Raw genomic sequence first — 12,561 nt, forward strand, 5'->3', positions numbered from 1 at the left:
CGAGGAACTAGCTCGAATGTGTTGTGCGTTCCTGAGTTCTCGGCTCGATTTAGTTCCGCACGCTGCTAGAGGATCAGGAATACCGCGCCGGTGCGCCGCGTTTATATCAATGTCGATGCATGGCGTTCGCCCGCCATGTGCTGTGAGTTCGACACCCCGGAAATTTTGAAGTGAATGGCTCGCTCGAATTCTCTGCGCGAAATTTCCCGCGGGCTTCCCACCAGGAGATCGGCATGAAACGGTTTCGGATGGTTCTTGCGTGTCTCGTCTGCCTTGGCATGGTCGCGATGTCCGGGTCGGCGGTTGCGGGCAGCGACATGAATCGTAGCTCCGACGGCGCGTCTGGCAGTTCAGCGAATTCGTCAGGCGGCGGCTACTGAGCGCTGCAAGACGCCTTGTGCGGTCCGTCCCCCGAGGCCGGACCGCCTGTTTCGGTCAGCAGGTGCATCGCGTCCGCGACGGCCCGCTCCTCGCTCGACAGAACAGCGTAAGAAGCAGCCAGAATCAGCACCCCTTACGCCGCCCTACGTCATAGCGATACCCTGCTTCCTTTCCATTGTCCCCAGCGGAAGCATGTTCATGGTCGTCATGAATGACCGTGGAAACGCCTGCAAAAACTAGCTGCATCACTTGACAGTGATCGTCCCCTTCATTCCGGCCTCGAAATGTCCGGGTTGAAGGCAAGCGAAATCGAAGGTGCCAGCACGAGTGAATTGCCACACCAGATCGCCAGTCCGCCCAGGCTCGACCGTCACGCTATTGGCGTCCTGATGCGCCATGTCTGGCATCGCACGCATCATGTCGGCGTGCTCCTTCAGTTCCTGCCTGGAGCCCAACGTCATCTCGTGGCGTACCGTGCCAACGTTCTTGATGACGAAGTGGACCGTCTCGCCTTTCTTGACGGCGATAGTCGGCGGGTCGAAGCGCATGGTGTCGAGCATGGTGACCGCGACCGTGCGCGTAGCGTTCTTTGCGTCGCCGGGTCTGCCGACGGACGAGCCCTCATCATTTCCGTGGGCGTGCACACTGGAACTCATCCGCGCGGTGTGTTGTGCCGCCTCCGTCTGGTGTGCCGTGTCGTCGGCGATCGCGGACGACGAAAGCGCGGAAGCCATGAGCAGAACAACGGTCGATGCCGCGACTACAGCGGCTGAAGGGCGTTGCATGGACTACTCCTATCCGATGAGAAATCGCAGTCTAGCGTCAGTATCCCGCTCCCGCTATGACGGAAATCCTGCTCAGCGTTGTACGCCGTTTGTCAGAAAATTCGCCGCACAAAGTCAGCGGAGCGTCCGCCGACCAAAGTGACGAATGGAGCAATCCGGTGGCAGATTCGGCGACAGCGAGGGTATTCGAACCCACACATAAGTCCGGGCAACCGTTGCCGCGCAAACCGGCCACGTTTCAACGAAGCCGTGCCAACCCGAATGTATACCCCCTTACCCTATCCGAGGTAATATAGCCCCCTACCGTATTCAGGGGATCAGCCGTGAGCCATACAATCCGCGAGAAGCAGAAGCTGCTTAACCGGGTGCGCCGCATCAAGGGCCAGGTCGAAGCCATCGAGCGAGCGCTCGAGGAGGAACGGGGCTGCATGGACGTGCTGCAGCTCATCACAAGCAGTCGTGGCGCGATGAATGGATTGCTCGCCGTGGTGCTTGAAGACCATATCCGCACGCATCTCGTCGATGTGGAATCCGACGACGGGCACGGCAGCGCTACCGAGCAGCTAATCGAAGTCGTTCACAGTTACTTCAAGTAAGACAAACAATGACGGAATTCTCCACTCTCCTCCAGCAGGGGACGTCCAGCGCATGGCTGTTCATTCCCAGTGCAATCATGCTGGGCGCACTGCACGGCCTCGAACCCGGCCACTCAAAAACGATGATGGCGGCGTTCATCGTCGCGATTCGCGGGACCGTGTGGCAGGCAGTACTGCTGGGCCTGTCCGCGACGCTCTCGCACACTGCGGTCGTGTGGGCAATTGCGCTCGCGGGTATGTACTTCGGACGCAACTGGAATGCCGCGACCAGCGAGCCGTATTTCCAGGTTGCGTCGGCAGTGCTGATCGTTGGTGTCGCTGCGTGGATGATCTGGCGCACGTGGCGTCAGCAGCAGCACTCGCACGCCCATGATCATCACCATCATGATCATGACCACGATCACGTTGAAGAAGCGAAGCTGATCGACACCGGCCACGGCATCGTGCGGCTCGAGGTCTTCGAGGACGGCGTACCGCCACGCTTTCGCCTGCGCACGGAAGGCGGCCGGGGACACAGCTGGAATGCAGCCGAGGTTCGAATCGAAACCACACGTCCCGACGGCAGCCGCCAGACATTCTTGTTTGCCCAACGCGACGGATATCTCGAATCGCTTGAGACCATTCCCGAGCCGCATGCGTTCGCGGCTCGCCTGACGCTTGGACATGACCGCCACAGCCACGACTACGACATCGAGTTCGTCGAGCACGATCATGGGCATGAACACGGTCACGATCACGCGGGTCTCGATGTCGCGTCGCCGGAGTATCAGGACGCGCACGAGCGCGCACATGCGAACGACATCCGTCGCCGGTTTGCGAACCGGGAGGTGACCACTGGCCAGATCGTGATGTTCGGACTCACGGGTGGACTCGTTCCCTGTCCCGCGTCTATCACGGTGCTGCTGCTGTGCCTGCAACTGAAACAGTTCGCACTCGGCGCTTCGCTTGTGCTGTGCTTCAGTATTGGTCTCGCGCTGACGATGGTGACCTCGGGCACGCTGGCTGCAATCAGCGTCAAGCATGTGTCGAAGCGCTGGAACGGATTTGGCGACTTCGCGCGGAAAGCCCCGTATTTTTCCGGCGCGCTGATCATGCTCGTTGGCCTGTTCATCGGGTACGAAGGGCTCGCCGCGCTGGCGATCGCCTGATAGTGCGCTTGTGCCGCTTGCGTGAAACGGTCATCCTGCGCGGGACGTGAAACATAACGCGTCATCCACGCCGTGGGCGGTACAACCGGCATCGATCCCCGCGACAACCATGTTCGCGCAAAGCACGCCGACGAGCGGCGCAACGAAGTGACGGACTGCGTGTCCGCTTTTCACAACCAGCGAGGGTTTCCATTGTGTGGAATTCACAAAATCTGGTTCCACTCGCTCCGACCATCGTTGTTCTGCACGAGCCGGCTTGCTGGCGTCTCAAGCTCAAAGCTCAGTCTTAAACTCCATCTGAATTTTCTGATAACGATCGAAATGGTGTCTCGTTATCGGCAATCCCAGGCTGACCCTGAACGAGCCTATCGGCGAGTCCCAGGCAAAGCCAGTCCCATAGCTAAAACGCATCCCATTCGATCCCACCGTCGAACCGCTTGCACCCCATGCGTTACCTCCATCGAGGAACGCCACGGCACCCAACCGCGATTCGGGGCCCAGTGTCTTCAGCGGAGCATTGAACTCGATGCTGCCGGCCAGCATTTTTGAACCGCCCAAAGGCTGGTTGGTCTTCGCGTCGCGTGGAGACAGCGTCCCCGCTTCATAACCCCGCACCGAACCTATCCCGCCGGCGTAGTAATTCTTGAATATCGGATAAGGGTGGTCCCCGATACCGTTTCCATACCCGCCCTGAACGCTCGCACGAAGCACGAGGCCGGGCGCGAACGCGTGGTACCAGCGGGCGTTGACGTCGGCTTTGTAATAGTGGTTGCCCGCAACAGGCGTGCCGTATTCGACGCTCGCCTGCGTGAAGTAACCGTGTTTGGGTTGCGCCGCTCCGTCGAGACGATCGCGCGACCAGGCGAACGTAATCGGGATATTGCCCGATTCGCTACCGTGCTTCGCGACGTAATCGACGTACGCTGCCGGGGTGCTCCCGTCAGGAACGAGCCGGTTGTGTTCGAGTGCGGCACCGACGTGGACCTGGTCAGCTTCCCCAACTGGAATGCTGAATCGCGTATCGATTCCGGCGGTCTCGATCTTGAAGCTCGAGTCTCCCGAATAGTAAAGCGGCTCGTTTGAGCGATAGTAGGCGCGCGTCGTGCGCCGAACGCCATTAGAGGTGAAATAGGGATTGGACTGGCTCAGCGTCGCCGAGCGGAACGACTTGCCTGTGGTAAAGGCGGCGCCAAGGCTCGTTCCTGTTCCAAGCACGTTGTCGTAGGCGACATTTGCCGACGCCACAAATCGCTCCGAGGACGAGTAACCCGCGCCCAGCGAAATCGGCGCGCTCGGCTTTTCGCCAACCCTCACCTGAAGATCGACCTTGTCGGGTGCGTTGTCTGCCGGCACGGTCTTGATATCGACATCGGAGAAATACCCGAGACGATTGAGGCGTTTGCGTGACTGCGCAACCTTTTTGGCGTCGAACCACTCACCCTCCGACTGCCGCATTTCACGGCGCACGACTTCATCGTGAGTGGTGGTGTTACCGGTTATCTCGACGCGGCGTACCGAAATGCGCGGGCCGGGATCGATCTTCAGCGTCAGGTCGATGGTGTGGTTAGTTGCGTCCGGCTGCAGCAACGGATTGACCGTAGCGTATGCGTAGCCCTCGGCGCCGAGCCTGTCGAGAATCGCGTATCGGGTGTTCAGCAGCTTGCTCATCGCCACCGGCACCCCAGGCTGGCTCTGCACCAGCGCTTCCAGTTCCTTTTCGAGTTCAGGCGGACTGCCGACGATCCGCACGGCCGAAAGCGAATACTGCGGCCCCTCATGGAGCGAGACGGCCAGCGCGACACCGTGGCCATCCAGGGTCGTTGATGCTCTTACCGAATCGTTCCTGAATTCGAGGTAGCCGCGATCGAGATAGTATCGACGGACAGATTCGAGCGCCTCGGCCAACCGGTCTCGCGAGTACACATTGTCTTTCGTGTACCACGACGTCCAGCTCGTCGCCGATAGCGTCATTTCGCGGCGCAGGATGTCCGAACTGACTGCGGAATTGCCGTCGAAGCGAATCCAGCCGATCTTCGTGCCGTCGGGCGGTAAGGTATCCGCGGGCGTTTCAACCCGGTCGTGCGTGGATGTGTAGATCGTGGGATCGGTTGCGGAAGATCCCGTGGTGTCCGCTGGTGTAGTCGCCTGCGTGACCACCTTCGTCGTTGCTTCGTCGCCCGCGCTTGCGACGTCTACAATGTGCTCTTCGCCACCCGTGCCGTGGGGTATTGCGGGCAGCGGCGCTTGTTCGTCGCCGCGTTCAGAGTCGTTCGCGGCGATCAGGTTGACGATCGTCCGCGGGTGACTCGCATCCGTGGCGCCCGTTGACGCCGTTGACAAGCGTTCCGCCGTAGTCGGCGTGGCGGATGACGTGTCGGCAACCGATTGCTGGACGCCCTTGGGCGCAGGCACATCGCCTGGTGACGACAGGACAGTCGAGAGAGGGCCGCTATCGGATTCATCGCCCAAATCGCGTGCTGCCGGTACATCCGCAAAGGATCGGCTGCCAGTGGCTGGCTGCTCAACCGTAGCCCTTGTGCTGACACGCGAACTACCGCTCACGCGCGACCGCATCTGCTCCGCGTACGTCACAGTCTGCGGCGTTTCCGGGGTGAGCGTTTCGGTGAGGCGCGAATCAAAGGCCATCCTGCCGGTGTAACTACCCGGCTTTGCGACGCCATCGAGGTAATACGACCCAGCGCCGGCCATCCATGCAGGAATCGCGCGTTGCGCTGTCCAGTCGCCGATCCCTGCCGGTCGAGCATCCGGCCGACGTGTGACTTCGTAAAACTGCCCGGACATTGCGCCGCCCGGCGAGTCGTAGCGAGCCTGGCTGCGATGTACCCTGGTGTGGGTCTTGCGCTTGGCCTTCACCGACGCCGCGCCTTTGCGCTGTCCCTTCGTTCTCGCAGTCGCCGTTTCCTTCGAGCGCTCCACCACAGGCGCCCGGGCAGCAACGGGACTGCTCGCTTGCACGACCGGCGAGCGCCATGGCAAACCACGCTTATCGGCAATGAGACCGTTAGCGGCTGCCCCGTCCGGCCGCTCACCGGCGATGCGCCAGAAATTGGCTGACACGGATGTCGCATTGTCAACCGTAAGCATCGCTACACGTTGCGTAGCGATGCCGGCCGTGTCAACGCCCGGACGATAATGCACCGAGTCCGCTGAGACACCGGTGTCGCGCATTCCCGCGACCATATAGCTTGCCGAGGGCGCGGCTTGCGCGATCCGGCTACAGGGGACACCCAGCGAAACTGCCGCGGCAATACCGGAAAGCGTTACGCAAAACGATCCCTTACCGCCGACCCGTACTGCTCCGGATGCCCCGGCCCAGGTGCCGGACCTGGCATTCCAGGCAATGCGACAAAGCTTGCTCATAGACGATTACGACTTTCCCGAAAGCCACTGCATCAACATTCCCGAATTGGCATACATTTGCATGTTCGCCGCTTCGCCGTCGAAGCGGCTGTTGGTCTGCGCAACCTGATTGCTGTAATGCTCGCTTTCGGCGATCAGGACATCCAGCAGCGTTCGCTTGCCGAGGTGATACCACTGCTCGTAGTACATTTTCCGGACCTGGTCAGACTCCTGGATAACATCGCCGTACAGCTGCACGCGGCTCATGGCCATGTCACGCTGCTCGGCCTGGGACCGCAGCGTGTATTCCAGATCCCTCGCAATGGAATTCGCCTTCTCGTCACCCGCATTGGCACGGGCGCTCGCCGCCCGTTCCTGCGCACTCAACGATCCCCCTGAAAATGCATTCCACTGCACGGAGACGCCCGTCGCCCACGGCTGGGAGTTCCCGTAAGTGTCTTGCTGCGTGGTTTTCTGGACCACCCAGTTCAATTGCGGCCAGCGCGAATCGCGTACGGACTGGGCATAGAGACTCGCCGCCTTCGCCTCGGCGCGAGCCTGCAGCACGCTGGGATTTGCCGGATAGGCCGACAACGCCTTGTCAAGATCCAGAACCGGCACGTCCCACTTCAATTGCGGCGGCAATTCGACCTTCGCACCGACCAGCTTCGCCAGGGAGACCTGAATCTCGCCCAGCTTCGCAACGATGAGATCGCGGCTCGACACCGCCTGAAGACGGCGTGCGCGCGCCTGGGTCAACTCGCTAAAGCGGCCTTGATCGCTCTTCACGATCTCGCTCAGCATGTTCACCAGTTCGTCCATCCGGTTCACATAGGCGTCACTCTGCGCGAGGAGCACGACGTTGCGCCTCAGTTCGATCAACGCGGACGCGGTATCGGCCGCCACTTTGTACTGGGCCAGCACGAACTGCTGGTAGTTCGCGTTGGAGGTTTCCTTGCGACTGTCGACCGTGTCACTGATACGGCCCCAGTCGAACAACGGCGTCGTCATCGAAACATTGCCGATCGTTCTATTGGCCGAGTCGTTCGTGCCGCTGCCAAATGTCAGCGACGGCGATGATCCGCCCAACTGTACCTGTGGCCAACGTGCCCCTTTCGCCTCGTCGACGTCGTATTCAGCCGCCGTCCAGCTTGCCTTGGCCGAGTTGACGTCGGGACTCAGCGTGAGTGCCTTTTTGACCATCATCGCGAGCCATTCGCGGGCGTCATTCCCGGCAGACACCGCACTCGCCGCGCTCCGCTGCGTAATCGCTAACGGGGCATTGGCCACGTTCCCCTCAACCGACTCGTCCGCATGGACCAAGGTCGACAATCCGAGCAACGCACACGCCGCAAGAAGACGATGCTGGCAATAACTGCGCTTCCCAACTTTTGATTTACCTCGCACTGACACAGTTATCGCTCCCGGAATGCTTCGCGCGCCTTGAGAACCGGCTTGAGAAGATAACTGAGGATGGTCTTTTCACCCGTGCGGACTTCCACAGTGGCGGTCATGCCCGGAATAATCGGAAACTTCTTGCCGCCCGCGGTCAACCACGACTTGTCGGTCCGGACGAGGAGGCGATAGTACGAAGCGTCCCCGCGCCCCTGCCGCGATTTCTCTTCATCCTTGATCGTGTCGGGGCTGATGAGCTCGACGTGTCCGTTGAGTCCACCGTAGATCGAATAGTCGTAGGCCGATATTTTCACTGTCGCGGGCAACGATGGCCGAATGAACGCCACATCCGATGGTTTGATCTGGGCCTCAACCAGCAACTGATCTTCGAGCGGCACGATTTCCATGATGTCGCCGCCCTGCTGGATCACGCCGCCGATCGTATTGACACGAATGTTCTTCACGATTCCCTTTAGCGGCGCCTTGATGACCGTGCGTAGCATGATGTCCTCGCGCGCGCCGACGTTTTCTTTTGCCTGGGCGAGATCACTTTCGTAGCGCGTCAGATCGGCATTGGCGTCCGTGCGGAATTTGTTTTCCCGGTCCGCGATCTGCAGCCGGAATTCATTCGCCTGCCGTTTCATGCGCAGGATTTCCACTTCGGAAACGAGTCCTCGCTGCGACAGAGGTTCCGACATCTCTATTTCCTTGTTTGCCAGATCGAGACTGCGCTTCAACGCGGCTACGCTTTCGTCGAGCGCCTGACGCCGCGCGTTGTACGCCTGCGTTTCATCGCGAACGATGCCCGGCACAGCCTTGACGTCATCGGGAAAAACCAGCGGCTGCTGGTAGGCCTCTGCCCGCAGGCGGGCAACGGAACCTTCGAGTGCCTGCACTTTCGACAGTCCCTCTCGATAGGACGCCGTGGCCCGCGTCGGATCGATTTCAAGCAAGACCTGGCCGCGCTCGACGATTTCGCCCTCGTGAACATTCATCACGGCGAGGATGCCGCCCTCCAGGCTCTGAATCACCTGCTCGCGACTGGCGGGAATGACGCGGCCTTCCCCAATCGTGATTTCCTCGACCTTGGCGAAGTGCGCCCACAGCAAACCGATGACCAGGATCGCGGCAATGAGGTACAGAATCGCGACGCTGTGCGGCGTCTTCTGTACCAGCATGGCCTCTTTCAGATCCTGCATGAACGCGAGATCTTCATTTTTTGCCTCACCCGCTGGCGCCCCTGCCTTCGCGGCGTCGCCAGCCGGTTTCACAACCTGCACACTTGTGCGCTGACTCGCCTTGGCGGCGTCGTCTTTTTTTGCTTCATCCATAACAATCTTTGCGTGTCCGATCCTTGAAGACGTCTGCCCGCGCCCGAAACCATCACGTTCGCCTCCAGGCCGCACTCCTGGTTAACTCGTGTTCCGCTTTGCCCGGACCACTGCCGGTCGATTCGGGCAAAGCCGTTTTATTTTTAGTGCGCGCCTGCCCGCTCACCAGCATCCGAAGACGCCGAACCTTTCTCGGGACCGGGTTGCGGCGGCGCTGCTAGCCGCGCCAGCACAGCGTCTTTAGGACCGTCCATGGCGACTTGCCCGTCATTCATGACGATGACGCGATCGACCAGATCGAGGACCGACAGCCGATGTGTCGCAACAACCACCGTCTGCCCTTTCGTGGCCGCCGCCATTCGCGTGAGAAAGTAGCGTTCCGTTTGCAGGTCCATCGAGCTGGTCGGCTCGTCCATGAGCAGGATGTGCGGCCGCAGCAGCAAGCACCGTGCGAGCGCCACCAGTTGGCGTTGTCCGCCGGACAGGGCCTGCCCGGCCTCACCAATGGACATGTCGAATCCACGAGGATGCCGCGCCGCGATCGCATCGAGACCTGTCAGGCGTGCGACTTGAAGAAACTCCTCGGTCGTGACCGCCGGCTTCCCGATGATCACGTTCTCCCTGAGCGTTCCGTAAAAGAGACGCGAGTCTTGCCCCAGCATGCCGACGGCGGCCCGTACGTCGGCCGGATCGATTTGTTGAACGTCGATGCCGTCCATCAGGACCTGGCCGCTGCCCGGCGTGTACAGATTCGCCATCACGCGCAGCAGCGTCGACTTCCCGCAACCGATGCTGCCAAGTACCGCGATCCGTTCGCCAGGCCGGACGTCGAAACTGACGTCGCGCAGGGCAGGCGGTAACACCTGCATCGGCGGCGCGGGATACGTGAATTTGACGTTTTTCAGGGTGATGTGACCAGTGAACTCCGGTTTTGCCAGATATCGCCGGTCCGGCAAGCGGTCCGCGGGCAATGCGACCAGCCGGTTCAACGAGGCAAGCGCGACTTTGGCCTGCTGGAACCGGATGGCGAGACCGACCACCGCCGCAAGGGGCGATATTGCCCGCGAGGCCAGCATAACGGTACCGACCAGCGCACCCTGAGTGAGTTGTCCTTCATGAATCAGGTAGACGCCCCAGACCACGATGATCACCGTCTGCAATTGCTGAATCAGGGTGACCGTGTTCACGGCGAGGCTCGACAAGGCGCGGGACTTCATCGAACTGCTCGCGGCCAGCGCACTGAAGTTGTCCCATTTCCCCTGCATGACGCCCTCGCCGCGGGTCACCTTCAGCGACTCGATCCCCTCGATGGCTTCAATCAGCAAGCCCTGCTTGAGCGACGATTCGCGCTGGTTCTCGCGCATGACGCGTGCGAGCGGCCACTGGATGATGACGCTCAACGCGACGACGACGGGCAGCGACAACAACGGAACGAGCGCAAGCGGCCCGCCAATCAACGCGATAACGCCGACGAACATCAAGCAGAACGGCAAGTCGGAAAGCGAGGAGACCGTTGCGGAGGTCACGAAATCGCGTACGGACTCGAACTCGCGCAACTGATTCGCATGCGACCCCGCCGACGGCGGCCGGTATTCCATGCGCGTCGCGAGGAGCTTGCGAAACAGCAAAGCACCCAGAACGAGGTCGGCCTTCTTGCCAGCCACGTCAACCAGATGCGCACGGATATGACGCGTGGTGAACTCGAACAGCATGGCCAGGATGACGCCGACGGCCAACGACCACAAGGTCGCATAGGCCCGATTCGGCACCACGCGGTCATACACGTTCATGGTGAAGAACGTGCTGGCGAGCGTCAAAATGTTGATCAGCACTGCAGCAACGGCGGCGCTGTAGTAATACCGGCGATAACGCCACAGCGTCGAGAAAAGCCAGTGACCCTCACTTTCCTGATGTACCGGACCGGCGCGATCGTCGAGTCGCGGCAGCGGCTTGGCGAACAGAGCATGCCCGCCGTAAATCTCCTTCATCGCTGCGGCGTCGAGATTGACGCTTCCGCCTCCCGCCTCCGGGAAAATCACTTCATAGCGGGCTGAATCGCCGCTGCCTTTGCGGGCAGTCACGATGAAAGCGCCACCGTTCACGCGCTGTGCGATGACCGGAAACAGATACGGCAGAATGCTGCCAATATCGCGCTTGACCCACCCAGCGCCAATCCCGACATGTTCCAGCGCTTTCAATGCAAGCGCAGGTGAAAATGGCCTGCTTCGCGGCAAGCCCGCCTGCAAGGCCGCAAGACTGACCGTCACCCCGTGATGGACGCATAACCACTTGACTGCCAGCAGCAGCGTGTCCTGCTCGTCCTGAACGGGAATAGCACTCTGCTCCCCGACTACCATGCCCGGTGTCATACCCGGTTCCATATACTTTCCTGTTAACTTGTTTTGCTGATGAATTGATCAGCGCAAAAATCTACACACCCAAACGAATCGCGGGGGCAGAACTTCGCCCCCGCTCGCGTCAGCGTTACGTCCCGTTCGTTCCGTTGACCGGCCGCGCGTGCTCCACCTTGATTTCAACCCGGCGATTGGGCGCATTACAGAGAGCCACTTCCGAACGCGCGCCTTTCGACGGACAGTTCACGACCGGCTCGTCACTCCCCATCCCCACCGTGCGGATCATCGAACGCGTGAGCCCGTACTGGCTCAACACCGCACCCACTGTTCGCGCCCGCTGTTCGGACAGCGTTTGGTTGTGAGACCGGGAACCCATGGGGTCCGCGTGACCGACCACCGTCACGCCAGCGACGCTGCCGGGCGGCAACAAGAGAATCTGCTCAGCAATCTTCTTGAGTTCGTTGCGGCCTTCCGGCTTGAGCGACGAAACATCGCCGCGGTCCGTGTCGAACAGAACCGATGCGTTGAGTTCGAATCGGGTCGGAGCCTCCACCACGGGTGCTACAGGTGCGGGTCGATACCGGCACGGCACAACGGCACTGGCCCGGTTGATGATGTAGGTTGCTTCGTGGCTCGTTTGCAGCAGACGCTCCGCGTCGTCACGACGGTATGGAACGGGTCCGCCCGTGCCGTTTTTGGAAACGCCGATGAAATAGGTGGCGCCGCCCTGAAGGGTTGCCTGCGTTTTCGGATCGAACTTGCCCGCATACAGCGGCGCATCGCCGATATAAGCCTCGATCGAATGCGCGCCCTTTGTGACGCAGAAGCGCGTGTAGCCATCCGGCATCAACGCACCTTCCAGCTCGCCATCGACGTAGACGTGCGCAGCGCCGGTCCCCATGGAAATTTCGCTAGCAGGCCGGAAGAAAATGATTTGCGCCTGGTCTGAAGCCACGGACGGAACCGGACGATACAGTCCGCCTTGCGTGCGCGGCTGCGAAGGGGCATTCGCCTGAGCGAATGCTGCCGTTGCCGCTGTCAAGGACAGAACGGAGGCGGCAAGAACAAGCAAGTTCTCGCGAATACGCATACGTCGAGCGAAATTAAAAGTGTTGGATGTTTTCATAAGGCATTACCCGTGCGCGCCACGGCACGCACTCCGCGAAAAATTGGGTTGAAGATCAATGGCGTGTTCGTCGCGGTGGCGGGCA

9 protein-coding genes are annotated in these 12,561 nt (G+C 60.7%); 3 read left to right on the forward strand and 6 right to left on the reverse strand.

Annotation, left to right across the window (positions count from 1 at the left end):
• Positions 1–233: 233 nt before the first annotated feature.
• Positions 234–380 (forward strand): hypothetical protein, encoded by a 147-nt coding sequence (locus L0U80_RS24225; protein WP_233871690.1) that lies wholly within the window; start codon positions 234–236, stop codon positions 378–380.
• Positions 381–626: 246 nt separating this feature from the next.
• Here the strand turns inward: L0U80_RS24225 and L0U80_RS24230 are convergent, their stop codons facing one another.
• On the reverse strand, positions 627–1,166 hold the full coding sequence (locus L0U80_RS24230; RefSeq protein ID WP_233871693.1) for a cupredoxin domain-containing protein: 540 nt from the start codon (positions 1,164–1,166) through the stop codon (positions 627–629).
• 323 nt (positions 1,167–1,489) lie between these two features.
• On the opposite strand from L0U80_RS24230, the gene L0U80_RS24235 reads away from it, so the two are divergent.
• Together L0U80_RS24235 and L0U80_RS24240 are read left to right on the forward strand one after the other, a co-directional pair.
• A complete protein-coding gene (locus L0U80_RS24235) occupies positions 1,490–1,762 on the forward strand; it encodes a metal/formaldehyde-sensitive transcriptional repressor (RefSeq protein WP_233871696.1) in 273 nt (90 codons plus the stop codon).
• A gap of 8 nt (positions 1,763–1,770) precedes the next feature.
• Positions 1,771–2,910, forward strand: coding sequence for a nickel/cobalt efflux protein RcnA (locus tag L0U80_RS24240; protein ID WP_233871699.1), 1,140 nt, complete (start codon positions 1,771–1,773; stop codon positions 2,908–2,910).
• Positions 2,911–3,183: 273 nt separating this feature from the next.
• Here L0U80_RS24240 and bamA read toward each other — a convergent pair whose 3' ends face one another.
• The 5 genes from bamA to L0U80_RS24265 form a co-directional block, all read right to left on the reverse strand.
• The gene (gene bamA / locus L0U80_RS24245; protein WP_233871702.1) at positions 3,184–5,988 is read right to left on the reverse strand and encodes an outer membrane protein assembly factor BamA; all 2,805 of its coding nucleotides are present in this window, start codon (positions 5,986–5,988) and stop codon (positions 3,184–3,186) included.
• Positions 5,989–6,297: 309 nt separating this feature from the next.
• Positions 6,298–7,512, reverse strand: coding sequence for a TolC family protein (locus tag L0U80_RS24250; protein WP_233871706.1), 1,215 nt, complete (start codon positions 7,510–7,512; stop codon positions 6,298–6,300).
• Positions 7,513–7,685: 173 nt separating this feature from the next.
• Positions 7,686–8,864 carry an HlyD family type I secretion periplasmic adaptor subunit gene (locus L0U80_RS24255; RefSeq protein WP_233871709.1) on the reverse strand — a complete coding sequence of 393 codons (1,179 nt, stop codon included), beginning with the start codon at positions 8,862–8,864 and terminating at the stop codon, positions 7,686–7,688.
• A gap of 275 nt (positions 8,865–9,139) precedes the next feature.
• Entirely contained in the window at positions 9,140–11,377 is a 2,238-nt protein-coding gene (locus tag L0U80_RS24260) for a type I secretion system permease/ATPase (RefSeq protein WP_308444887.1), read from the reverse strand.
• Positions 11,378–11,480: 103 nt separating this feature from the next.
• The gene (locus L0U80_RS24265; protein WP_233871712.1) at positions 11,481–12,251 is read right to left on the reverse strand and encodes an OmpA family protein; all 771 of its coding nucleotides are present in this window, start codon (positions 12,249–12,251) and stop codon (positions 11,481–11,483) included.
• Between the last annotated feature and the right edge of the window lie 310 nt (positions 12,252–12,561).

Source organism: Paraburkholderia adhaesiva (assembly GCF_021390575.1).
In the GTDB taxonomy this organism is placed as follows: Bacteria; Pseudomonadota; Gammaproteobacteria; order Burkholderiales; family Burkholderiaceae; genus Paraburkholderia; species Paraburkholderia adhaesiva.

Excerpts from the sequence above, each read along its gene's own strand:
- L0U80_RS24225 (WP_233871690.1), top strand. The coding sequence starts at position 234 with ATGAAACGGTTTCGGATGGTTCTTGCGTGTCTCGTCTGCCTTGGCATG.
- L0U80_RS24230 (WP_233871693.1), bottom strand. The coding sequence starts at position 1,166 with ATGCAACGCCCTTCAGCCGCTGTAGTCGCGGCATCGACCGTTGTTCTG.
- L0U80_RS24240 (WP_233871699.1), top strand. The coding sequence starts at position 1,771 with ATGACGGAATTCTCCACTCTCCTCCAGCAGGGGACGTCCAGCGCATGG.
- L0U80_RS24255 (WP_233871709.1), bottom strand. The coding sequence starts at position 8,864 with ATGCAGGATCTGAAAGAGGCCATGCTGGTACAGAAGACGCCGCACAGC.
- L0U80_RS24260 (WP_308444887.1), bottom strand. The coding sequence starts at position 11,377 with ATGGAACCGGGTATGACACCGGGCATGGTAGTCGGGGAGCAGAGTGCT.
- L0U80_RS24265 (WP_233871712.1), bottom strand. The coding sequence starts at position 12,251 with ATGGGGACCGGCGCTGCGCACGTCTACGTCGATGGCGAGCTGGAAGGT.